The 21,943-nt window shown below is 67.5% G+C and carries 21 protein-coding genes; 9 read left to right on the top strand and 12 right to left on the bottom strand.

The features are described 5' to 3' along the window. Nucleotide 1: 1 nt before the first annotated feature. The 3 genes from ACSC1S_RS10335 to ACSC1S_RS10325 are packed head-to-tail and all read right to left on the bottom strand — an operon-like array spanning nt 2 to nt 2,888. Entirely contained in the window at nt 2–1,024 is a 1,023-nt protein-coding gene (locus tag ACSC1S_RS10335) for a metal ABC transporter permease (RefSeq protein ID WP_435364215.1), read from the bottom strand. Beyond that, nucleotides 1,021–1,800 (bottom strand): metal ABC transporter ATP-binding protein, encoded by a 780-nt coding sequence (locus ACSC1S_RS10330; RefSeq protein ID WP_435364214.1) that lies wholly within the window; start codon nt 1,798–1,800, stop codon nt 1,021–1,023. Before ACSC1S_RS10330 ends, ACSC1S_RS10335 begins: the two co-directional genes overlap by 4 nt. Continuing rightward, nucleotides 1,797–2,888 (bottom strand): metal ABC transporter substrate-binding protein, encoded by a 1,092-nt coding sequence (locus ACSC1S_RS10325; protein WP_435364213.1) that lies wholly within the window; start codon nt 2,886–2,888, stop codon nt 1,797–1,799. The genes ACSC1S_RS10330 and ACSC1S_RS10325 overlap by 4 nt, the downstream gene beginning before the upstream one ends. Before the next feature lie 187 nt (nt 2,889–3,075). On the opposite strand from ACSC1S_RS10325, the gene ACSC1S_RS10320 reads away from it, so the two are divergent. Further along, entirely contained in the window at nt 3,076–5,148 is a 2,073-nt protein-coding gene (locus ACSC1S_RS10320) for a hypothetical protein (protein ID WP_435364212.1), read from the top strand. A gap of 54 nt (nt 5,149–5,202) precedes the next feature. Beyond that, nucleotides 5,203–5,409, top strand: a complete 207-nt coding sequence (locus tag ACSC1S_RS10315) for a hypothetical protein (RefSeq protein WP_261651761.1) — start codon at nt 5,203–5,205, stop codon at nt 5,407–5,409. A 27-nt stretch (nt 5,410–5,436) separates the two neighbouring features. Here ACSC1S_RS10315 and ACSC1S_RS10310 read toward each other — a convergent pair whose 3' ends face one another. Then, on the bottom strand, nt 5,437–6,021 hold the full coding sequence (locus ACSC1S_RS10310) for a cupin domain-containing protein (RefSeq protein ID WP_435364211.1): 585 nt from the start codon (nt 6,019–6,021) through the stop codon (nt 5,437–5,439). Nucleotides 6,022–6,247: 226 nt separating this feature from the next. Between ACSC1S_RS10310 and hisD the strand changes: the two genes are divergently transcribed. After that, a complete protein-coding gene (hisD, locus tag ACSC1S_RS10305) occupies nt 6,248–7,525 on the top strand; it encodes a histidinol dehydrogenase (RefSeq protein ID WP_435364210.1) in 1,278 nt (425 codons plus the stop codon). On the opposite strand, the gene ACSC1S_RS10300 is transcribed toward hisD, so the two are convergent. Next, nucleotides 7,522–8,676, bottom strand: a complete 1,155-nt coding sequence (locus ACSC1S_RS10300) for a PAS domain-containing protein (protein WP_435364209.1) — start codon at nt 8,674–8,676, stop codon at nt 7,522–7,524. The two genes, hisD and ACSC1S_RS10300, sit on opposite strands and share 4 nt — an antisense overlap. Nucleotides 8,677–8,783: 107 nt before the next feature. Between ACSC1S_RS10300 and ACSC1S_RS10295 the strand changes: the two genes are divergently transcribed. Next, on the top strand, nt 8,784–9,149 hold the full coding sequence (locus tag ACSC1S_RS10295; RefSeq protein ID WP_435364208.1) for a HesB/IscA family protein: 366 nt from the start codon (nt 8,784–8,786) through the stop codon (nt 9,147–9,149). 207 nt (nt 9,150–9,356) lie between these two features. Here ACSC1S_RS10295 and ACSC1S_RS10290 read toward each other — a convergent pair whose 3' ends face one another. The 5 genes from ACSC1S_RS10290 to ACSC1S_RS10270 form a co-directional block, all read right to left on the bottom strand. Next, entirely contained in the window at nt 9,357–9,557 is a 201-nt protein-coding gene (locus tag ACSC1S_RS10290) for a dodecin (protein ID WP_435364207.1), read from the bottom strand. Nucleotides 9,558–9,633: 76 nt separating this feature from the next. Beyond that, complete coding sequence (locus ACSC1S_RS10285; protein WP_435364206.1) at nt 9,634–10,293, bottom strand: DUF2238 domain-containing protein; 660 nt, start codon at nt 10,291–10,293, stop codon at nt 9,634–9,636. Continuing rightward, complete coding sequence (locus ACSC1S_RS10280; RefSeq protein WP_435364205.1) at nt 10,290–10,943, bottom strand: hypothetical protein; 654 nt, start codon at nt 10,941–10,943, stop codon at nt 10,290–10,292. The genes ACSC1S_RS10285 and ACSC1S_RS10280 overlap by 4 nt, the downstream gene beginning before the upstream one ends. 49 nt (nt 10,944–10,992) lie before the next feature. Further along, entirely contained in the window at nt 10,993–11,994 is a 1,002-nt protein-coding gene (locus ACSC1S_RS10275; RefSeq protein ID WP_435364204.1) for a metal-dependent hydrolase, read from the bottom strand. A gap of 57 nt (nt 11,995–12,051) precedes the next feature. Then, nucleotides 12,052–15,069 carry an FAD-binding and (Fe-S)-binding domain-containing protein gene (locus ACSC1S_RS10270; protein WP_435364203.1) on the bottom strand — a complete coding sequence of 1,006 codons (3,018 nt, stop codon included), beginning with the start codon at nt 15,067–15,069 and terminating at the stop codon, nt 12,052–12,054. Between the two features lie 90 nt (nt 15,070–15,159). Here ACSC1S_RS10270 and ACSC1S_RS10265 point away from each other — a divergent pair, with 90 nt between their 5' ends. Then, on the top strand, nt 15,160–16,350 hold the full coding sequence (locus ACSC1S_RS10265; RefSeq protein WP_435364202.1) for a pyridoxal-phosphate-dependent aminotransferase family protein: 1,191 nt from the start codon (nt 15,160–15,162) through the stop codon (nt 16,348–16,350). A 28-nt stretch (nt 16,351–16,378) separates the two neighbouring features. Here ACSC1S_RS10265 and ACSC1S_RS10260 read toward each other — a convergent pair whose 3' ends face one another. After that, nucleotides 16,379–16,696, bottom strand: coding sequence for a DUF7116 family protein (locus ACSC1S_RS10260; protein ID WP_435318764.1), 318 nt, complete (start codon nt 16,694–16,696; stop codon nt 16,379–16,381). A gap of 147 nt (nt 16,697–16,843) precedes the next feature. Next, a complete protein-coding gene (locus tag ACSC1S_RS10255; RefSeq protein WP_261651749.1) occupies nt 16,844–17,098 on the bottom strand; it encodes a DUF5816 domain-containing protein in 255 nt (84 codons plus the stop codon). Nucleotides 17,099–17,206: 108 nt separating this feature from the next. Here ACSC1S_RS10255 and ACSC1S_RS10250 point away from each other — a divergent pair, with 108 nt between their 5' ends. The 4 genes from ACSC1S_RS10250 (at nt 17,207) to ACSC1S_RS10235 (ending at nt 21,943) form a co-directional block, all read left to right on the top strand. After that, entirely contained in the window at nt 17,207–18,616 is a 1,410-nt protein-coding gene (locus tag ACSC1S_RS10250; RefSeq protein WP_435364201.1) for a bifunctional metallophosphatase/5'-nucleotidase, read from the top strand. A 17-nt stretch (nt 18,617–18,633) separates the two neighbouring features. Further along, complete coding sequence (locus ACSC1S_RS10245) at nt 18,634–20,040, top strand: bifunctional metallophosphatase/5'-nucleotidase (RefSeq protein ID WP_435364200.1); 1,407 nt, start codon at nt 18,634–18,636, stop codon at nt 20,038–20,040. A 63-nt stretch (nt 20,041–20,103) separates the two neighbouring features. After that, entirely contained in the window at nt 20,104–21,468 is a 1,365-nt protein-coding gene (locus tag ACSC1S_RS10240; protein ID WP_435364199.1) for a bifunctional metallophosphatase/5'-nucleotidase, read from the top strand. 70 nt (nt 21,469–21,538) lie between these two features. After that, complete coding sequence (locus ACSC1S_RS10235) at nt 21,539–21,943, top strand: universal stress protein (protein ID WP_435318760.1); 405 nt, start codon at nt 21,539–21,541, stop codon at nt 21,941–21,943.

Here is a 21,943-nt window from a genome sequence, read left to right as displayed (position 1 = left end):
CTCAGTCGGAGGTGGGCTGGCTCTCGCCCGTTTCGATACTGCCGACCTCGGGGGCGGTGTCCTCGCGGCTACGAGCCTGTATCTTCCCGATGAAGACGCTGACGGTGTAGATAGCGACGGCGACGAGGACGATGACGCCCCCGGCCGTGGCCTCGCCGTAATAGGCCGCGCCGATGCCGAGCAGGACGGCTATCTCGGCCAGGACGACCGAGACGAGCAGCGATTCGGTGAAGCTGCGGGACACCTGGGCAGCCCCGGCGACCGGGACGACCAGCATCGCGGCGACGAGGATGACGCCCATTATCTGCATCGCGCCGACGACGACGAGCGCGGTCAGCATCACCATGACGCGGTTGTACCAGTTCACGTTGATGCCGGAGACGGCGGCGGCCGTCTCGTCGAAGGTGACATAGAGGAGCTGGTTCCGGGTGAGCGCGACCACGCCCACGATGATGAGGAACAGCACCAGCAGGATGGCGGCGTTCTCGGCCGACACCGTCGAGAGGTTCCCGAACAGGTACTGGTTGATGCCCACGGCGAGCCCGCCGGCGTTGATGCTGATAAGCACCGTCCCCAGCGCGAACCCGGTCGAGAGCACGATGGCCATCGACACGTCGTTGTACGCGCCGGTCGCCTCGGAGATGAGTTCGATGAGCAGCGCCGCGATGACCGCGACGACGACCGCCGTCAGGTACGGCGAGACGCCGAGGTTCAACACGGCGTTCAGGAACAGCCCGATGGCGACGCCTGCGAAGGCGGTGTGGGCCAGCGCGTCACCGATGAGCGCGAGCTGTCGGTGGACCAGGAACGTCCCGATGAGGGGAGCCATCACGCCGATGCAGAGCCCGACGAGGATGGCCCGGTGCATGAAGCCGTACTGGAGCAGCTCGATACCGGTCACGTCGTACAGCCCGTTCATCAGCGCGGTCCACAGCGAGAGGAACCAGTAGAACGGGGCGAGAACCGGGTCGAGGGGACTGCCGGACTGGAGTGCCAGGCCGGACAGGGTGGCGGCTCCCGTCATCGCGAACCACCCAGGAACGTCGCCGCCGTCCCGAAGGCACGGCTGAGCGCATCACTCTGGACGAACTCCTCGGTCGGGCCGTCGAAGTATATCTCGCGGTTGAGACAGACCACGCGCTCGGCGTGTTCGGTGACCGCGCTCAGGTCGTGTTCGATGAGGAGCACGGTGATTCCCTCCTGGTTCAGGGATTCGAGCAGGTCGTAGAACGCGTCGACCGACTCGGCGTCGACGCCGACGGTCGGCTCGTCGAGCACGAGCAGGTCCGCCTCGCCGGCGAGCGCCCGGGCGATGAACGCCCGCTGGCGCTGACCGCCGGAGAGCTTGGTGACGCGGCGATTCTTGAACCCGGTCATGCCGACGGTCTCCAGCGCGCGGTCGACGATGGCCTCGTCCTCGGCGGAGAGGCGACCGAAGCCGACGTGGGGGAACCGCCCCATGCGGACGACCTCCCGAACCGTGATGGGCATCTCCTTCGAGGCGCTGGCGTGCTGGGCGACGTAGCCGATGCGAGCCCCGTCGTCGAACTCGTGGGAGGGTTCGTCGAACAGGCGTGCTTCACCCGTGTCGGGCCGCAAGAGGCCGAGCATGAGCTTCATCAGCGTCGACTTGCCCGAGCCGTTCGGCCCGACCACGGCGACGTACTCGCCCTGGTCGATGCGCAGCGAGATGTCTTCGACCACGGGGGTCGCGGTGTACCCGAAATTCACGTCCGAGAGGTCGACGACGGCCTCGCCAGCGACCGTCGCGTCCTCGGTGGCGGGCGTCGTCGTGCTCATTCGAAGTTCCTCCACTCCTCGGCCCAGCCGTCGGGGCCGACTTCCTCAGGCGACTTGTTCCCGAGCACGACTTCGAACGTGGGCATGTTGATGTTGTACGCGATCTCCTCGTAGCCCCAGTTGTTCTCGACCCAGTCCTCGCGGACCCCGGCGTAGGGCGTGACGGGGAAGTACCCCGAGACGTCCGTCTCGGCGATGAGCTGCTTCGCGGGTCTGCGCGTCTCGAACACGCCGGCACCGATGTACTCGATGCCGTACTCGTCGATGGTGTCTTTCGCCTTCGTGATGTCGGAGGGCTTCACGTCGCCACTCGCAGCGAGGTTGACGACCAGCGGGCGCATCTCGACGCCGTAGCGGGCACCGATGTACTGGAAGGCGTTGTGCGCCGCCAGCTGGACGACCTTGCGGTCCGCGCGGTCGAAGACGTCCTGGTAGTCCGCGTCGATGGTGTCGAGCACGTCGGACTTGTACGTCTCGGCGTTGCCGCGAATCGTCTCCTCGTGCTCGGGTGCGAGGTCGACGAGGCCCTCGGCGATGTTGTCGACCGACACCTTCGCGCGCTGGGGGTCGAGCCAGAAGTGCGGGTCCATCCCGCGACCCTCGCCGACACCCTCCTCTTCGGGGTCGAGGCTGGCTGCCAGGTCGGTCAGTTCGACGCCCTCGCGGACGTTGATGAGCTGGGTGTCCACGTCGTCGTCCTTCAGCGTCTGGATGGCGCGGTCGGCCCACGGCTGGAAGTCCTTCCCGACGTGGATGAACGCGTCCGCCTCGATGATGTCGCGGGTGACGCTCGCGTTGGGCTCCCACCCGTGGCCGTGCAGCCCGGTCGGGATGAGGTTCTTGACCGTGATGGGGGTGTCCCCGGTGAGTTTGCGCGCGAAGTCGAAGAAACTGAAGAAAGACGCGACTGCGACGGGGCCGTCCTCGGAGCTGCTCCCGGAGCCACCGCCGTCGCCGGAGCTGGTGCCGCCGGAGACACTGCCGAGACAACCAGCGAGGGCGGTGCCGAGAAGACCAGAACCTGCCGCTAATGCACGCCTACGAGTTACTTTTCGTCCGCTACCGGAACCAAAGTTGCGTTCTGCCATTACTTGGCTTAGAGATACGCTGCTATTTAGAAGTATTGTTCTAAATTAGGAATTAGACTAATCTAATCCTTGGTGTCAGACACCCCCGGAGATGCGGTCTGCCGGAGAAGATTCCGGTCGTCCGGGCTGTACGGCAGCCATACTACTTCGCCCCAAGAGCTTTCCATGGCCGCTTGCTGGTGCCGGTATGAACGACGAACGGGCGAGCGTGCCGGTAGCGTCACGACGGCGGGTCCTGCAATCGGTCGCGGGAGCCGGTGTGGCCTCGCTCGCCGGCTGTTCGTTGCTGGAGCGGGAATCGGACGGAACAGCAACGACCATCGAGGACGACCGCGCGCTGGAGCTGGCCGAGCGGTTCGCACCGCGTGTCTCGTTCGACCGGCACGAACGGTGGTTCCCGACGGATCCGCGCAGCTACGAGAGCGAACAGGACGGCGAGACCGTCGTCGACGGCTTCGACGCGTTCGACGGGTACACGAAGCGGTTCGCGGACGCGGGGGAACCGCCGGAACCGACGGTCTTCTACCACGCGGTCGAGTACGAGGAGTCGCCCCTGGCGGTGGTCCAGTTCTGGTTCTACTCGGTGTTCGACCAGTTCACGACGAACTTCCACTGGCACGACTGGGAGCTGCTGCAGGTGTTCGTCGATACCGACAGCGGCGACCCACAGCTGTTCGTCGCCAGTGCACACTCGCGGAAGGTGCCGAACAACGAGCACCTGGACCCACAGGTCCGCCCGCGAATCCTCGCCGAACTGGGCTCGCACTCCAGCACGGTCTCGCTCAACGAGCGCCCGGAGAGCTTCCAGCGGTTGCCCGTCGGCGATGTCGCGGCCGACATCACGAACCGCTCGCTTGAAGGCCTCGCGACGTTGTCGGATATCCCCGTCGCGTACGGTCTCCCGCGGGACGAAGGGGGGAGACTTCCCTACCTCGTCCCGGAACTCGACGGTGAACCCATCTACGAGCACGCCCAGCTCCCCTCGGTCGACAGCGACAGTCTCATCGACGAGGACCTCACGGTCCGGTCGTTCGCGGAACTGTCGAGTCCGCCGTCGCTCCCCGCCCGCGAGCGTGGGCTCGCGATGGACCACGCGGGGAGCGACGACGGGAGTGCGGACGTGAACTACGACCTGCTCCCGACGACGGCGGTCGAGCACATCTCGGCGTTCACCGGCCCGCAGTTGAGCTTCGAGTTCGCCATCCCGCAGTTCGCCGAGGACGCGTTCGCGAGTCACATCACCACGTCCGGGGTTCCCTGGCAGCAGCCCCGGTACGACGACCCCGCCGCCGACATCTCGGAGCCGGCACACCGAGCGACCCTCGCGGACCGGTACGATGCTATCGGGCAACCGAGCCCGATCAACAGCGTGGTCGCCGCGGTCTCGCGGACGGTCTCCTCCGACGACGCCCCCGACGGGCAGGGCGTGACGACCGAGTCGACCTCGGCCGAGAACATCGCACTCCTCGAAAGCGAGCCGGAGGCCGTCCCGACGTTCCGGGGCATCGCGATGGTGCAGGACGTCCCGGCCGGCGACCACCGGCTCACCGTCAACGGGGCCGGCTTCGAACCGCACAGCGAGTCGGTGACCGTCAGCGACGACGGGACACCCACGGCTGCCGGTGTCGAGGGCGAGATTCCCCTCGTCGCGAACGAGGACGCGGTGAAACTCCAGATCGACGCCGAGGGGACCGACGCCACCCTGTCACGCCTCGCGGTCGATGACGACTTCGGCGGCCGGCTGTACGACGCCCCGATGGACGGGCGAGACGCGGTGTACGTCCACCGCGGCGGCGCGTACACCACGGAGGTCAGGGACACCGACGATGCGGTCGGGGCGTTCCGGGTCCGACCGGACGACGGCGAGCAACCGATGACCATCGAGAAGCCTGACACGGGCAAGGCGTCGCTGGCGAGCTTCCTCGGCGATATCTCGCGGGAGACCGCGGCTGACGTGAAGACGGCGGTCGACGACGATGACGACACGGACAACGGCATGGCGAACGCCATCGACGGGCTGGTGAACGCGCTCGAGGCCATCGCCGACTCGGCCGACCGGGCAGCCGAGCGCGCCGCCGCGGGCGAGCGCGGAAACGCGGACAAGGCGTTGCAGGCCGTCACCGATTCGCTCGAACGGGCGTCCGAACGTCTCTCCGAGGCGCGCGAGTCGCTCCCCGGTCCGGTCGGCGACGCGGCCAGGCGACGCCTCGACCAGGCGAACCAGCGGGCCGAGCAGGCGCTCGACGCCGAGAAACTCTGAGAACCGACCTGCGGTTCCAAAACCACTTAGCCCCGGGGACCCCTCCCGACCCACATGAACCGGGACCGCTTCGTCACGCTCTCGCTGGTCGCGTTCGGACTGGTGGTGACCAGTTTCATCGTCCTCGGGGTGAGCAGGATATTCCTCGGCTACCGCACGGCACAGCTCCTGTCGGCACCGATCGGTCTCGTCGGGTTCACGCTGGTCGTCGTCCTCTTCCTCGATGCGGTCAAGACCAGGGTCGTCGGCTCACGGGAGTAGCGAATCGACTCGCAGGGGGTCGGTCGGTCACCCGTCGTGGAGTTCGAATCGCTCGCGACGGTACAGGTCGGTCTCGTCACTTGCGTCCTCGTCGAGTTCGTAGCCGTAGGCGAAGCTCCTGTCGTCGGGGTAGACGTGGAGCGAGCAGCTCCGGACGGGGCTGTAGACGGCGTGGATATCGTTCTCGCGGGGGTCGACCACCGCTGCCTCACCGGGTTCGGTCACGTCGCAGTCGAGGATGGAGAGCGTGTAGTGCTCCTCGTCGACCTGCTCGGCGGTCATATCGACGACGTGGAGGAGTCCGTCGACCAGCACCTCGAAGCACGGTCGCCCGTGGTGTTCGTGGGGAACGAGGCTGTAGCCCGGTGGCCACTCCATGAAGCGGATGACGTGGCCACCCGGCGCTCCTGCGACCTTCTCACGGGTGTAGTGGTCCGAGTCCGCGGGTGCCGGTTCCACCCCGTCGAAGAACCCCGGCTCCGCGATGGCCGCCTGCAGGAGACCGGGTCCCTCCTCGATGAAGACCTCGTCACCGCGGTCGAGGAGGGAACCAAGTCGGTCGTACACGTCGCGGACCTGTGCGTTCGGACCGGTCACGGCGTCCTGACTCATGGCACGCGGTACTCGACTGGCTCCTAAAAGTGTATGCCCCTTCGTCGTCGCTATCGGCAACAGTAGCCGACAAATAGTCGATATTTCTGGAATATCCCCAGTGATTATCACAGACTGGAGCCCCAGCCGTTCTCTGTCGCAATATTGCCTCGAACTATGACGAGGTCTCGCCACGCCGTCCGGGACGGAAGAAACGGTTTTTCCCCGCCCGGCCGAAGCGTGGTGTATGAACGTGAACGCGGTGGCCGACCTCGGCCCCGATGAACGACGCGCGCTGTTCGAGCGCGACGCCGGTATCGACGAGATCCGCGGGGACGTCCGCGACATCGTCGAACGGGTCGCCGAGGAGGGCGACGTTGCGGTCCGGGAGTTCTCCGAGGAGTTCGACGGCGTGGCGGTCGGGAACCTGGAGGTGTCCGACGCGGCCGAGCGCGCCTACGAGGACCTGGACGACGAACTGTGTGCGACCATCGAGACGGCGGCGGCGAACGTCCGCGAGTTCCACGAGCGACAGGTCCCCGAGGACTGGCGCGACGAGTTCGGCGGGGACGGGACACGGGAACTCGGCCGGCGCTTCCGCCCGCTCCAGCGCGTCGGCGTGTACGCGCCCGGTGGGACCGCAGCGTACCCGTCGTCGGTCATCATGGGGGTCGTCCCGGCGAAGGTGGCCGGCGTCGACGAGGTCGTCGTCTCCACCCCACCCGCCGAGGAGATGAATCCCGTCACGCTGGCGGCCATCCACGCTGCCGGCGCGGACGAGGTGTACTCGGTCGGCGGCGCGCAGGCGGTCGCCGCGATGGCCTACGGGACCGAATCCATCCCGGCGGTCCAGAAGGTCGTCGGGCCCGGCAACCGCTGGGTCACGGCCGCGAAGGCAGAGGTCCAGGGCGACGTCGCCATCGACTTCCTCGCCGGGCCCTCCGAGGTGCTCGTCCTCGCCGACGAGACGGCCACGCCCGAGTACGTGGCAGCCGACCTGGTCGCCCAGGCCGAACACGACCCGAACGCCTCGGTCGTCTGTGTTACCGACGACGAAGCCCTGGCCGAATCGGTCGCCGAATCGGTCGAGGAACAGGCTGCCGAGCGCGAGCGCGAGGAGACGATCCGCGAGGCCCTCGACAACGACGCCTCGGGCGTGTTCGTCGCCCGGTCGATGAGCGAGGCCATCCTCTTCGCCGAGGAGTACGCCGCAGAGCACCTCTCCATCCAGGCGGACGACGACGAGGCACTCCTCGCGCGCATCACCAACGCTGGGAGCGTCTTCCTCGGTCCCTACACCCCGGTCGCGGCCGGTGACTACGCCTCCGGGACGAACCACGTCCTCCCGACCGGCGGCGGCGCGAAACTGCACGGCGGCCTCTCGGTCGACTCGTTCGTGCGGTCGACGACCGTCCAGCGACTGGACCGCGACGGACTCGACTCGCTCGCCGACACCATCACGACGCTCGCGGACGCGGAAGGACTGGACGCCCACGCCGAGAGCGTCCGCAGGCGGTTCGACTAGTCGAGGTTCTCGGGAGCCAGGTCGATGTCGACGCCGATACCACAGACGGCGATGGGTTCGCCGTCGTCGTCGGTGAGCAGCGTGGCGCTGATGCGTTTCGGTACCTTCTCGCCCGACTTCGTGAGTACCCGCGCCTCGTAGACGACGGTCTCGCCGTCGTGGACCCGTTGGATGACGGATTCTATCTTCTCGTGGTCCTCCTCGGCGAAAAAGGCCTCCGGCGGGAGCTCACGCATCTCTTCTTCGGTGTAGCCCATCAGGTCCTGGAGCGCCTGGTTCCAGCGCCACGCCGACCCGTCAGGGTGTGAGATGTAGAACGTGTCGGGCAGGGCGTCGAGGGCAGCGTCGAACAGTTCGCGCTCCTCCCTGAGCTCTCGTTCCGCCTCGTGCTGTTCGGTCACGTCGCGGGTGTTGACGACCAGCCCCTGGACGGCGGGGTCCTCTTGGCGGTTCGTCGCCCGCGATTCGAGGACGTGCCAGGTCCCGTCACCGTGCTCGAACCGGTAGGTCGTCGACGGCCGTCGCGCCGGGTCGTCGACGCACTCGTCGAACGACCGAATCACCTCCTCGCGGTCTTCCGGGTGGACGTAGTCGAACGAGCAGTCGCCGCGGAGGTCGTCCGGTGGGTAGCCGAGAATCTTTTCGGCGGCCGGACTGACGTACTCGAACACCCCATCGACGTCCAGAATCGCGACCGAGTCCGAGGAGTACTCGATGAGCGCCTGGTAGCGCTCTCTGTTCCGGCGTCGCTCGCGCTCGGCCCAGTGCTTGGCGACGGCGTTCTCGATGCGGTTCGCGAGGACGAGATACCGGTCGGTGCCGCCACCCTTCTGGAGGTACTCGGTCACCCCCGCCGAAATCGCCCGACTGGCGATCTCCTCGCTGCCTTTCCCGGTGAACAGGATGAACGGGAGCGAGAGGTGGCGTTCCTGGACCGCAGAGAGGAACGTCAGCCCGTCCATACCGGGCATATCGTAGTCGCTCACGATACAGTCGAACGTCGTGTCACCGTCGAGGTGCGACAGGGCCGCCTCGACGTCCGTCTCGGTCTCGACTACGATCTCGTCGTGCTCGCGCTCCAGCATCGTCTTCGTCAGGTCGAGCAGTGCATCGTCGTCGTCGACATGCAACACGCGGATGGAGCGCGACATTCAGTGGGAGAATTCGCCGATGGGATTTAGAAGTATTGGCACACCGCCTGACATGTAATGCGTCCCCGGCAACACAGTTAACATCCGTGGCACCGATAGTTCGTAGCATGAGCACGGGAACTGCAGACGGGGAGGTCGGCCCCCGTATCGAGGTGTCGGAACTGGCCGCCGAGGAAGCCCTCTCGCTGCTCGAGGGAGAGGGGTTGGATACCGACGTCTCGGGACTTCGGCTGTTCGTTCAACAGGGGGGCTGTGCTGGCCTCTCCTACGGGATGCGCTTCGACGACGAACCGGAGCCCGACGATACGATCTTCGAACACCACGACCTGCGTGTCTTCGTCGATCCGGCCAGCCTGAAGTACATCGAGGGCAGCGTCCTCGACTACGAGGGTGGCCTCCAGGGCGCGGGGTTCCACGTCGAGAACCCGAACGTCGTCAGCGAGTGCGGCTGTGGCGAATCGTTCCGGACGTAACGACGACCGCTTTTCTCCGCGAGTCTCTGTCTTCCTGATGTGTTCGGAGTGATGACCACGTCCTCGACCCGGCAGTGGGAGTGTAGGGTCGTGGCCGTGTGGTCGCCGGGCTTCGGCCGTGAGACGAACGACACGAACCGATGAGAAGGACGCGAACCGCAAGCCCGCGTCTGACCGGGCGCGGGTCGCTGTGGAATCGCTCGTCGCTTACTCTTCGAGCTGGAAAGCCACCTCCACTTCGGCCTGGTATTCGCGATTCTCCGCCGAGGCGATCTCGACGCCGAGTTCCTGTACCTCGATCCAGTGGACGTTGTTGAGTGTGTCCTGTGCGCGGTCGATGGCGTCGTCGGCAGCGGCTTCGAAGCTCTCCGAACTCGTGCCGATGAGTGTTATCTTCTTGAATACCATTCATGTGCTACCACTCACCATGGTAACTTAAAGCTAGCCGCGTCGTCGGTCGGTTTTCGGGTGAGGGCTTGCGTGGTCAGGTCGTGTCCTGTTCGAATCGGGTGCGAATCGCGCCGACCACGTCCGTCAGGTACGCCTGGCCCCAGATGGCGACGATGAGACCCCCGAGGGTATTGAACAGGAGGTCCCGCATGGTGTCGTCGACGCCGAACTGCGTGAGGACCGCCTTCGACCCCATCACGTCTCCGAGCAGCCCCAGCGCGAACTCGACAACCTCCCAGATGACCCCGAAGGCGATGACGAACGAGAGGATGAACACGAACGTAAAGCGGGGCGGGAGGTAGATGTCCTCGCGGTGTTCGTCCAGCGCCCGGACCGTCGCGTAGCCGGCACCCGCGACGATCGAGGACGACAGTGCGTGGGTCATGTGGTCCCACCAGGAGGTGGCGACGTAGAGGTTCTTCGACATGCCGGGCAACCCGGCGGTCCCGAGCGCGTGCAGGAACACGGCCGAGGTTATCCAGAGCGTCAACCCGGTGTCCATCGGGATGCCGTAGTCGCGTTCGAGCAGCGCCGGCAGTTGCAACACGATGATACCGAGGCCAGCGTTGACGACGACGCCCGGGCTCGGCTGGTACAGGCCGACGAAGAAGAGCCCGACGAGACCGATCTCCATGGCACGGCTCAACCGGTGCTGGGTACGCTCCGAGATGCCGAGGTAGTCTCGGATTCTCATTCGTCGGCCACCTCGTCAGTGAGTTCCTTCAGCCGGTCGTGGGTGACCTCCTCGGCGGCTTCGAGCGCCCGACGGGCGACCTGTCGCCGCCGGCGGAAGTACAACTCGAAGATGACTCCGGCACCCAGTCCAGCGATGGTCGAGTAGACGAACTCCCACATCAGCAGGTCGAGGTCGTCGGGCCCCTCGTAGAACGCCGTCCCGAGGTAGAGATGTGAGATCCACCGGATGATGGCCCAGACGCCCGCGGCGGCGAGTGTCATGACGACGACGGTGAGGATGGCGAAGCCGACGGTCATCCGGACCGAGGTGAACACGTGGAGTTCGACCGCGACGATGAGTGCGACAGCCGCGACCGCGAGGTACGTCGCGAGCGCACTCGACAGCGCGTTCGTGGCGAACACCCGGCCGATGATGGGCAGCGCTGCGAGGGCGAGCACCTCCCACGGGAGCATCACACGGGGCGACCGGAACGCGACGGGTGGGACGAGCGCGAGTGCCGTGACGCCCGCAGCGAACGCCGCCCAGACGCGTTGACCGACGAGCGCCTCCTCGACGGCGGTCAGGGCGACGAGGAGGACGAGCGCCCACGCGAGCACGGCGTTGAGGCGATGTTCTTCGAACAGCCGACCGAGGTCCTGCGCCGACATACCGGGGGGTTGGAACCCGGCCCGTAAAAAAGGCTACCCGACGCGCCAGCTATCCCAGGGAGACCCCGAGCGAGCCGAGCGTCGCCAGCGAGTAGAGCACGGCGTACGCCGCGAGCGCGAGCGTGACCGCGGCGAGGCCGGTCAGGAACGCAGAGAACAGTCGGGCGGCGTCCCACTCGCGCTGCAAGCGCCGAAGCGACCGGAGCAGGCGGGCGCGGAACACGTCGGGGGCGGCCGCCACGGTCCCGACCGCGAGGATGCTGAAGACGAAGTGGTAGGAGACGTCGAGCGTCGGCGGTGGGATGAGGAACGCGACGCCACCGTACGCCACCCCGGCGAGGGCCCGAACGTCGAACGTCGGTCGGAATTCGTTGGAGGCGTCGAGGACGACCCAGACCGCGAGCCAGACGGTCAGGAGTTCGAGGGCGAACGCACCGAGCAGGTGGAGGGTCGGGTCGGGCGCGAGGGTGACGATATCGGTGAACAGGACGGTGTCGAGGGGCCACAGCATCGCGGGTGGCTCGCCCGTGAACAGGTCGCCCCACGGGTGGCTGGCGAGGCCGAACAACGCCAGCGCGAACGTCTCTCTCGCGCGGAGGGCAGTGCGCCACCAGACCGCCAGCGCGACGCCGACGCCCATGAGGGCGAACGCGCCCATCACGACGAACCCGAGCAGTCCGTGCTTGACGGTGGCGACGAGGATGAGCGTGCCGAGGAGGAACGTCCCCGCCAACCGGGCGTGGTGTACCCAGCGCCCCCTGACGGTCCAGAGGGCGAAGCCGACGGCGGCGAAGGGTGCGACGACGAGCGAGTGCGTCATCGCGCGGTGGACGACCGTGCTCGCGGACCAGAACGCGTTCGTGACGGCGAACACGCCGGTGAAGTCGGCGTGGGCGACGCCGACGATGGCGTACACCATGTCGGCGTCGGGGACGGCCGCGAACGCGCCGGCGACTGCGCCCGCGAGCAAGGCGCGCTCGCGGTCAACGCCCACGGCACGCCCGAGGAGGGCGACGAGGGCGAACGCCAGCAGCGCGTGGCCGACCATCATAACTACTGATGGTATGACAGGGGACCGGATAAGTTAGTCGCCGAAATGTGGGTAGTGCTACCGCGCCTCTGGGCGGTTCGGCAGGGCCTCGGCCAACTTCTCGACCGGGTGCGGCGGTGCCTCGGCCCCGGGTCGGTCGCCGAGCTGGGTGCGACAGGACGCGCCGGGTGCGACCGGCGTGCCCGCGGCTGCGTCGACCTGGTCGAACAGGATGCGCCCGATGGCCTGCGAGAGGTCGTAGTGTTCGGCCCCGTAGCCGAAGCTCCCGGCCATCCCGCAACAGCCGGAGTCCAGCGCCTCGACCCCGTAGCCAGCCCGGCGGAGGACCCCGACCGCGTGGTGGTCCCGGCCGATGGCCTTCTGGTTGCAGTGCCCGTGGTAGACGAGAGGTTCGTCGGGCGCGTCGAAGTCGATGCGCTCGTCGAGGCGGTGCCGGTCGAGGAAGCCACAGACGCCCGCGGTGGCAGCCATCACGGCATCGCGCTCCGGGTTCTGGGGAAGCAGGTCGCCGTACTCGTCCTGTACCATCACGGCGTCGGCCGGTTCGATGAAGACGACGTGCCAGCCGTCCTCAACGTGGGGCGCGACGTGGTCGACGAATTCGGCGGCCCGCGTTCGGGCCTCGTTGAGGAAGCCGAGCGAGTAGGCGGGGCGGCCGCTCGGCCCGAGGTCGGACGGGACCGAGACGTGGACCTGGGCAGCTTCGAGGACCGCGACGGCGGCTTTCCCGACCGCCGGGTCTGTGTAGTTCGTGTACGTGTCTGGGACGAGGACGACGCGGTGCTCGGCGTCGGATTCCGAAACCGTGGGTCCGCGGGACGTGAACCAGTCCGTGAAGCTCTCGCGCTCGAACGTCGGCAGTTCTCGTTCGGGGGCGACACCCGCAACCCGCTCCGCCACGGCGCGGGACCCAGGAACCTTCGTGGCCCAGTTCGACACCGGGGCGAACGTGCTGCCGAGTTCGGCCCACCGGTCGATGTCGCGAAAGAGCCGGTCGCGGAGGCTCGCACCCTCGCGCTGGTGGTGCTGGTGTTTCACCTCCGCCTTGAGCTTGGCGAGGTCGACCCCGGTCGGGCAGTCGCTCGCACAGCCCTTGCAGCCGACACAGAGGTCCAGCACCTCGGACTGGAAGCGCTCGGAGTGAATCTCGTCCTCGTCGAGTTCGCCCGAGATGGCCGCCCGGAGCATGTTCGCCCGACCGCGGGTCGACTGTATCTCCTCCTGGCTGGCGCGGTAGGTCGGACACATCGTTCCCGAGCCCTCCTGCCGGCAGGTGCCACAGCCGTTGCACAGTTCGACGAGGTGGCCGAAGCCGCCCTCGTCGTCGAAATCGAGCGTGGTCTGCGGTTCGACCGTCTGGTAGGCCGGGCCGTAGCGGAGGTTCTCGCGCATGTCCGCGCCGACACCCCGGTCGCTGGCTGGCCCGTGGTCGTCGGCCGAGTCGCGGTAGACGACGTTGCCCGGGTGGCACAGCCACTCGGGGTCGAAGGCGGTCTTGACGCGCTTGAAGGCGTCCCAGAGCTCGTCGCCGTACATCTTCGGGGTGAACTCGGTCCGGGCCATCCCGTCGCCGTGCTCGCCCGAGAACGAGCCGTGGTACTCGAGGACGAGGTCGGTCACGTCCTCGGCGATGGCGTGCATCGTCTCGATTTCGTCCCCGGACTTGAGGTTGAGGATGGGCCGGATGTGCAGGGTGCCGACCCCGGCGTGGGCGAAGTACGCCGCCGAGGTACCGTGTTTCTCCAGAATCTCCTCGAACTCCTGGACGTACTCGGCGAGTTGGGCGGGTGGCACCGTCGCGTCCTCGATGAACGGGTACGGCTTCGGGTCGCCCTCCAGCGACATCAGGAGCGGAATCGCGGCCTTCCGGAGCTTCCAGAGCTTCGCCTGCTCGTCGGGAGAGAACGCTTCGATGCGGTCGAAAGCGTCGCCCTCGGTCTGGAGCGTTCTCGTGACCTCGGCCATCGCCGCCTCGAAGTCCTCGTGCAACTCGGAGTCGAACTCGACCATCAGCAGGGCCGCCGAGCCGTCGGGAATGGGTTCGGCGTACTCGGCGTAGGCTGCCGAGTCGCGTGCCATCTCGACGACCCGGTCGTCGACGAGTTCGACCGCGCTCACGTCGTGGGAGAGGGCGTCGGGAACCGCGGCGAGTGCCGTCACGAGGTCGTCGTAGGCGTAGACCGCGAGCGCCCGGCTCTCGGGACGGGTCACGAGGTCGAGTTCGGCCTCGACCACGACGCCCAGGGTGCCCTCTGCACCCACGACGAGCTTCGCGAGGTTCATGACGCGCTCGCCGTCCTCCTCGCGAATCACCTTGTGGAGGTTGTACCCCGAGACGCTGCGCTTGAGGTCGGGATACCGTGACTCGATTTCGGTCTCATGGTCCTCGACGATGTCGCGGACCGCCTGGTACAGTTCCGCGACCCGGTCCTCACGGGCCACCAGCTCGTCCCACTCGGGCGAGTCGAGCACCACGTCGCCGAACTCGGCCAGGGTCCCGTCGGCCAGGACGACCTCGACCTCGCGAACGTATGCGTCGGTTATCCCGTACCGCACCGAGTGCGCGCCGGTCGAGTTGTTCCCGATGCCGCCGCCGACCGTCGCCCGGGCCGAGGAGGCCGGGTCGGGCGCGAACTGCAGGCCGTGCGGTTCCAGAACTGCGTCGAGGTCGTCCTGGACGATACCGGGCTGGATGCGGGCCACCTGGGCCTCCGGGTCGACCGAGAGCACGTCGTCGAGTTCGACGGAACAGTCGAGGACGACGCAGCCGGGGCCGATTCCCTGCCCCGCCAGCGAGGTCCCCGCCCCGCGGGGCATGATGGGCACGTCGTGCTCGGCCGCGACCGAGACCGCGGCCTGCACGTCGGCCGCGTCCTGGGGGACGACCACGCCCGCCGGACGAGCCTGATAGATGCTCCCGTCGGTGGCGTACAGCACCTGCGCGTACTCGTCGAACCGGACCTCGCCGTCGACCGCGTCACGGAGGTCGGCCGCGAGGTCGGCGTACGCCTCGTCATCGGGGTGGTCGAAGCCGAGCGCGTCGTGGCTGGGGCGTGGAGAGCCGTCGGTGGCCATTGTCGCATGTGAGCAGTGGACATGGTTTAACCGTTCGGGGGACTGCCGGTGACACCAGCTTTTTTGACCCGACATGGCCAACCCAAACTCATGTCCGAGATTCCTGACGCGCCCGACGTGGGCGAACTGACACCACCGAATCGAACCTTGATGGGCCCCGGCCCGAGCGACGTGCATCCCCGTGTTCTCCGGGCCATGAGCACCCCGCTCGTCGGCCACCTCGACCCCTCGTTCATCGAGATCATGAACGAGGTGCAGGAGCTGCTCCGGTACACGTTCCAGACCGGGAACAAGTGGACCATCCCGGTCTCGGGGACCGGTTCGGCCGCGATGGAGGCCGCCATCGGGAACGTCGTCGAACCCGGCGACACGATGCTCGTTCCGACGAACGGCTACTTCGGCGGCCGGATGGCCGAGATGGCCCGCCGCGCCGGCGGCAGTGTCGTCGAGGTCGACGCGCCGTGGGGTGAACCCCTCGACCCGGCCGACGTGGCCGACGCCTTCGACACGCACCAGCCAGACGTGTTCGGGTTCGTCCACGCCGAGACGAGCACGGGTGTCCGCCAGCCACAGGTCTCCGAACTCACGAGCATCGCCCACGAGCACGACGCGCTCGTCATCGCGGACACCGTCACCAGCATCGGCGGCGTCGAGCTTCGCGTGGACGAGTGGGACATCGACGTGGCCTACGCCGGGCCGCAGAAGTGCCTCTCCTGTCCGCCGGGTGCCTCGCCCCTGACGCTCAACGACGCCGCGATGGACAAGGTGCTCGCCCGCGAGGAGCCCGCCCGCTCGTGGTACCTCGACCTCTCGCTACTGGAGGGCTACTGGGGCGACGAGCGCGCCTACCACCACACCGCGCCCATCACGAACGTCTACGCCCTGCGCGAGGCGCTGCGCCTCGTCGCCGAGGAGGGCATCGAGAACCGCTGGGAGCGCCACCACGAGATGGCCGGCGCGCTGAAGGCCGGTGTCGAAGCGATGGGCATGCAGATGAACGCCGCAGAAGAGTTCTGGCTTCCGAGCCTGAACGCGGTCCGCGTGCCCGAGGGCGTCGAGGACGGCGAGGTCATCTCGCGGCTCATCGACGACTACGACCTCGAGATCGCGGGCGGGCTCGGCGCGCTCTCGGGCGACATCTTCCGCATCGGCTGTATGGGTCACTCGGCGCGCCCGAAGAACGTCTCCTACCTGATGAGCGCGCTGGGCGCGGTGCTCGACGATATCGGTGCTGACGTCGACGCAGAAGCCGGTATCGCGGCGACGGCGAACCGACTGTAGTCGGCCCGACCGTCACCCTCTCTCTGTTCTAACTCGGTGGCGCGCGCTCGACCTCGTACTGGTCGTTGTCGTCGACACCGATGACGGCCCATTCGTAGCCGGGATTCGCTTCCTGGACCCTGCGACGAACGCGCTGTGCCCGCTCTTTGTTGGTCACGAAACAGTGCAGCGAGTCTGTTCCCGCGATAGGTGGCTCACGTAAGTCCGTGGTCGCGGTCACGTGCACGACCTTCCAGTCGCGTTCTGCTCGGAACTCGTCTCCGTCCCCAGTGACGGTGTACCCCAGGCGGTCGAAAACCCTCCTGGCCTGCTCGCCGATGTGGCGGTTCGTGTTAACAGGGCACATTCGCTAGTCCGTACCGCACCGAAGGTAATAAATATTCACCCGTTTTTCACGTTTGAAATCAAGACAGCTCGCGAAGTACGTTCGAGAAGTAAATCGAGACGTGATTTCTCACCAGACGTTCTGGAATTCGCGGCGGTTCGGCGGCTCTTACTCGTGGGCGGCGTCCCACTCGGTGGGCTTGCGGAGGTTCCCACACGCGTTGCACTGGATGCGGCCCATCGTGTCCATCGCGTTGTCGAACGTCTCGCAGTTCACGCAGAAGTAGCCGTACTTGCGCTCCTGGTCCGGGGTGCGGTAGGTGACCATGAAGGGAGCCTTCGACCCGCGGTCACCCTCGCGCTGGGAGACGTACACCGTCTCGCCATCGTCGGTGGTTCGTTCCTCCAGTGCGGATTCGCTCATGGCCACGGTTTGGGAGGGAGCCCGCTTAGGTCTGTTCGTCCGGGCTGTCGGACACGACGCTGGTCGAAGCCCGCAAGAAATTTCTCTCCCGCCAACAGGATTTTCGACGTGACCCTCCGCGTCCTCCACTACGCAGACCTCGAAGCCGCCTACGACGTGCCCGAGCGGGTCGGTCGCCTCGTCACCGCCATCGACGAGCTTCGCGACGACCACACCGTCGTCACCGGGGGTGGCGACACCACCGGTCCCAGCGTCCTCTCGATGGCGACCGGCGGCCAGCAGGCCCTCGACTTCTTCGAGTCGGTCCAGCCCGACGTGGACGTCTTCGGCAACCACGAGTTCGACGATTCACCAGAGCGAGCCCGGGAACTCGCCCGCGAGTCACCACAGACCTGGCTCAACGCGAACGTCTTCGACGACGGGGTGCGCTTCGCCCGCGAGGAGACCTCACCCATCACGACCGTCGAGACGGCCGGTGGGACGGTCGGGTTCTTCGGACTGTCACCCCCGGACCTCGCCGACATCAAGCCCCACCTCGACTTCGACGTGACGGACCCGGTCGAGGCGGCCACCGACGCGACCCACGTCCTCCGCGAGCAGCACGACGTGGACCACGTCGTCGGCGTCTCGCACTGCGGTGACGACACCGCCCTCGCCGAGCACATCGACGCCGCGGCCGTCCTCGGCGGTCACGACCACGAAATCCGTGACGAGGTGGTCGCCGGGACCCGGCTGGTCCGCACGGGCGCGGCCGGCCGGTACCTCGTGGACGTGCGCATCGAAGACGACGGCAGCACGAACACGCGCTGGCACGACGTGACCGAGTTCGAACCGGACGAGAACATCACGACCGCCCTCCACGACCGGCTCGCCGACCTCGGCCTCGGCGAGACCGTCACGCGAATCGACGGCCCGGTCTCCCGGGACGTTCGAGACGGAGCCTCGCCGGTCGGCCACTTCGTCGCCGAGGCGTTCCGCCGGGCTGGTGACGACGGCGATGCCGAGGTCGGCCTCATCAACAGCCTGACCATGCGGGACTGCGGCGTGCCCCTCGACGGCGAGGTGACGCTTGCCGACCTGCACTCGCTGGTGCCCTTCGGTGGGCAGCTCGTGATGCTCGAACTCACCGGTGCTGACCTGCGCGCCGTCGCCCGGGAGGCGGCTGGCTGGCACCTCGACCGCGACATCGAGCTCTGGAACGGCCAGTTCGCCGGGCTCGAACTCACCTGGAATCCGGCCGCGGGCCGGGTCGAATCGCTCTCGGTCCACGGCGAGCAGGTCGTCGTGGATGGCGATCTGGTCGCACCGGACCAGCGGTTCTCCGTGACGACCATCCGGTACCTCGCCGTCGAGGACGTGGAGTACCCGACCCTCACCGAGGACCAGGTCGTCGCCGAACCCGGCGGGGTCCACGACGCGATGGCGACACAGGCCCGCGAACACGGGATTCCGACCCGGCCGCCGGGCTGGCTGACGCGTCGACAGGCAGGCGAGAAGCCGAAGCCGACAAGTCGGTAGTCCGAGTCTCCCGACGCATGCCCCTCCGCATCCTCCACTACGCCGACGTCGAACGCGCGACCGACGACCCCCAGACACTCGGTCGTCTCGTCGGCCTGATTCACTCCCTGCGCGACGAGGAGACGCTCGTCGTCGGTTCGGGCGACAACTTCGCGCCCGGCGTGCTCTCGCTCGTCACGAAGGGCCGGCAGGTCCTCGACTTCTACGAGGCGGTCCAGCCCGACGCGGACACGTTCGGGAACCACGACTTCGACCACGGTCTCGAGGTGACGAGGGACGTGGTCCGCGACGCGCCGATGCCGTTCGTCTGCGCGAACGTGTTCGACGGCGACGGCGACGACGCCGACCGCTTCGCCAGCGAACACGGCACCGTCCCCTGGCTCGTCGCCGAGGCTGGCGAGCATCGCGTCGGCCTCGTCGGCGTCACGACGCCGGACACACCCGACATGAACCCGAAAGCCACGTCACTCGACTTCCGCGATCCGGTCGATGCCGCGGCCCACGCGGTCGATGCGGTCCGCGAGCGCGACGTGGACCACGTCGTCGTGCTCTCGCACCTCGGAAGCGGTGACGACCTGCTCGCCGAGGCACTCGACGTGGACTGCATCCTCGGCGGGCACGCCCACAGAGAGCGAATCGACACCGTCGACGGGACGCTCGTCGTGCGTCCCGGTGCGACCGCCAGCGGCCTCGGCGAGGTCGTCTTCGACGGCCGCCCACGGGCCTATCGCCACCCGCTCCGGGACGCACCGGTTCACGAGGGCGTGGTCGAGGCACTCGAAACTCGTCGGAAAGCAGCCGGGCTCACCGATGTCGTGGACACGGTCGACGACCCGATTCGGGTCACCAGAAGCGCGAGCAAGCAGGGCGAGAGCCGGCTCGGCAACCTCGTCACCGACGCCTACCGATGGGTGGCCCAATCCGACGTGGCCGTCCACTCGACCGGTGGCCTGCGCCCCGGCGACGACCTCGCTGGCGAGGTGACTGCTGCGGACCTCGTCGGGCTGTGCCCGTTCGACAACGAACTCGTCCTGGTCTCCCTCACCGGGGAGCAACTCCGCCGGACCGTCGCGAACCTCGGTCTCGTCCAGTACGACTCGGCCGACATCGAATCGCACTGGTTCGGCCACGTCAGTGGCCTGGCGCTCGTCTGGGACGACGAGCGCCGGGCCGCCCGGTCAATCGCGGTCGCCGGGGAACCAGTGGACGACGACGGGACCTACACGCTCGCGACCTCCGAGTACTACGTCGAATCCTCGCACCTGTTCGACGCGTTCGGGCCCGAAGACGTGACCGAGCGCCTGGGACCGCAGTACGAAGCCATCGTGGACTACTGTCGGACGAACGGTGTCGCGGCGTCGGTCGAGGGACGCATCAAGCGCCCGCTCCTCGACGGCCGGACGGTGCTGTCGCGCCAGGACTGAACGGAAACCCGGGGCCAGACCGTGTCGAAGCGTACTTGCGAGACCCACCGCAAGCAACCGTGTATGTCCCCCCGTCTTCTCCACTACTCCGACGTCGAGAACGCCTACGACGACCCCGAGCGCATCGGTCGCCTCGCCGGCACCATCCAGGACCGCGACGGCGACGACGCCCTGGTCGTCGGGACCGGTGACAACACCGCCCCGGGCGTGCTCGCGCTGGTCAACGAGGGCCGCCAGGCTATCGACTTCTTCGAGGCCATCGACGCCGAACTGGAGACCTTCGGGAACCACGACTTCGACTTCGGGGCCGAGGCGACCCAGGACCTCGTCCGCGACTCGCCCCAGACCTGGCTCACCGCCAACGTCCGCCAGAACGGCGACCGCTTCGCCACAGCCCACACCGAGACGTGGACCATCCGGGAGGTCGACGGTGCCCGAATCGGCTTCTTCGGTGTCACCGACCCCCGGACGCCCTCCATCAACCCGGCGGCCACCGGCCTGCGCTTCACCGACCCCATCGCGGCTGCCGAAGAGGCCGTCGCAGACCTTCGCGCCGAGGGCGTCGATTACGTCGTGGCGGTGTCGCACCTCGGCAGCGACGACGAGGAGCTCGCCGTCTCGGTCGACGTGGACTGCATCCTCGGCGGCCACGTCCACAGCGTCGTCGAGGAGCACATCGACGACACGCTGCTGGTCCGCCCGGGCGTCAACGGTGCAGCCATCTTCGAGGTCGAACTCGGCCCCGATGGCGCGAGTGCGACCCGTCACGACCCGAGCGACGGCCCTCTCGACGAGTCGGTCGCCGACGCGCTCCGCGCCCGGATGGACGAGGCCGACCTGACCGAGGTCGTCGCCGAAGTGGACGAACCCATCGCACGCAGCCACGCGGCAGCCTTCCGCGGTGAGAGCCGAATCGGGAACTTCGTCGCCGACGCCTACCGCTGGGCGACCCGATCCGATGTCGGACTCCAGAACTCCGGCGGTATCCGCGAAGGCGACGACCTCGCGGGCGAGGTGACCGTCGGCGACCTCATCTCGGTCGTCCCGTTCAAGGAACCCGTCACGGTCGCCGAACTGACTGGACAGGAGTTGCTCGACACGCTCCGGCAGGCCAGCGGAGCGAACGTCGCCTTCGGCGAACCCGACTGGTGGCACGCCCACCTCTCCGGCGCGCACGTCACCTGGGACCGCGAGACCCACGAACTGGTCGAGGCGACCGTCGACGGCGAGCCCATCGACCCCGACGCGACCTACACGCTGGCGACGACGGACTACCTGTTCCACACCGACCACGAGTTCCCGGCGCTCGACGACCAGCACCGCACGGGAACCTTCGACATCCAGTACGAGGTGCTGGCCGCCTACGCCCGCGAGTGCGGGGTCGACCCCGTCGTCGAGGGCCGTATCGTCTGGAACGGCGACGACTGAGGCTGGGTACCTACTCCGCGACGCTGATGAGTGAGAAACGTTACGTGTAATCGTCGACTAGATTCGCCAGATGACACGCGTCGTGGTCCCCGTCCGGTATCCGCTGACGAAGCATTCCCGTCGCACCCTCGAATCGGCTGTCGAGGTGGCTCGCGAGCACGAAGCCGCGCTGACCGTCCTCCACGTCAACCTCTACCAGGAGTCCAAGCGCGTGACTCGCGCCGACCTGAAGCGAGCGACCGAGCGGGAGTTCGGTCCGCTCGAACACGTCCGGTACGTCGTCCGGCGTGGCTTCCTGGTCGAGGAGACCATCCTCGACGAGATCGCGTCCGAAAGCGCCGACATCGTCGTCATCGGGAACAAGCAGGCCGGCCGCTGGCGACGGATGCTCCAGAAACTCGTCGACGACCCCAACATCGACCAGTACCTCAGGAGGAACCTCGACTGTGAAGTGATAACCGTCAAGGCGGCCTGA

Origin of the sequence: Haloarchaeobius pelagicus (genome assembly GCF_051207375.1) — an archaeon.
Taxonomy (GTDB): Archaea; Halobacteriota; Halobacteria; order Halobacteriales; family Natrialbaceae; genus Haloarchaeobius.
This window is presented reverse-complemented; position numbering and strand designations above follow the sequence as displayed.

Bases quoted from the DNA above. Each gene is read 5' to 3' on its own strand.
- ACSC1S_RS10290 (WP_435364207.1), bottom strand. From the start codon at position 9,557: ATGGTATTCAAGAAGATAACACTCATCGGCACGAGTTCGGAGAGCTTC.
- ACSC1S_RS10335 (WP_435364215.1), bottom strand. From the start codon at position 1,024: ATGACGGGAGCCGCCACCCTGTCCGGCCTGGCACTCCAGTCCGGCAGT.
- ACSC1S_RS10235 (WP_435318760.1), top strand. From the start codon at position 21,539: ATGACACGCGTCGTGGTCCCCGTCCGGTATCCGCTGACGAAGCATTCC.
- hisD (WP_435364210.1), top strand. From the start codon at position 6,248: ATGAACGTGAACGCGGTGGCCGACCTCGGCCCCGATGAACGACGCGCG.
- ACSC1S_RS10295 (WP_435364208.1), top strand. From the start codon at position 8,784: ATGAGCACGGGAACTGCAGACGGGGAGGTCGGCCCCCGTATCGAGGTG.
- ACSC1S_RS10240 (WP_435364199.1), top strand. From the start codon at position 20,104: ATGTCCCCCCGTCTTCTCCACTACTCCGACGTCGAGAACGCCTACGAC.
- ACSC1S_RS10330 (WP_435364214.1), bottom strand. From the start codon at position 1,800: ATGAGCACGACGACGCCCGCCACCGAGGACGCGACGGTCGCTGGCGAG.
- ACSC1S_RS10265 (WP_435364202.1), top strand. From the start codon at position 15,160: ATGTCCGAGATTCCTGACGCGCCCGACGTGGGCGAACTGACACCACCG.
- ACSC1S_RS10325 (WP_435364213.1), bottom strand. From the start codon at position 2,888: ATGGCAGAACGCAACTTTGGTTCCGGTAGCGGACGAAAAGTAACTCGT.
- ACSC1S_RS10320 (WP_435364212.1), top strand. From the start codon at position 3,076: ATGAACGACGAACGGGCGAGCGTGCCGGTAGCGTCACGACGGCGGGTC.
- ACSC1S_RS10255 (WP_261651749.1), bottom strand. From the start codon at position 17,098: ATGAGCGAATCCGCACTGGAGGAACGAACCACCGACGATGGCGAGACG.
- ACSC1S_RS10260 (WP_435318764.1), bottom strand. From the start codon at position 16,696: ATGTGCCCTGTTAACACGAACCGCCACATCGGCGAGCAGGCCAGGAGG.
- ACSC1S_RS10315 (WP_261651761.1), top strand. From the start codon at position 5,203: ATGAACCGGGACCGCTTCGTCACGCTCTCGCTGGTCGCGTTCGGACTG.
- ACSC1S_RS10275 (WP_435364204.1), bottom strand. From the start codon at position 11,994: ATGATGGTCGGCCACGCGCTGCTGGCGTTCGCCCTCGTCGCCCTCCTC.
- ACSC1S_RS10245 (WP_435364200.1), top strand. From the start codon at position 18,634: ATGCCCCTCCGCATCCTCCACTACGCCGACGTCGAACGCGCGACCGAC.
- ACSC1S_RS10280 (WP_435364205.1), bottom strand. From the start codon at position 10,943: ATGTCGGCGCAGGACCTCGGTCGGCTGTTCGAAGAACATCGCCTCAAC.
- ACSC1S_RS10270 (WP_435364203.1), bottom strand. From the start codon at position 15,069: ATGGCCACCGACGGCTCTCCACGCCCCAGCCACGACGCGCTCGGCTTC.
- ACSC1S_RS10300 (WP_435364209.1), bottom strand. From the start codon at position 8,676: ATGTCGCGCTCCATCCGCGTGTTGCATGTCGACGACGACGATGCACTG.
- ACSC1S_RS10310 (WP_435364211.1), bottom strand. From the start codon at position 6,021: ATGAGTCAGGACGCCGTGACCGGTCCGAACGCACAGGTCCGCGACGTG.
- ACSC1S_RS10285 (WP_435364206.1), bottom strand. From the start codon at position 10,293: ATGAGAATCCGAGACTACCTCGGCATCTCGGAGCGTACCCAGCACCGG.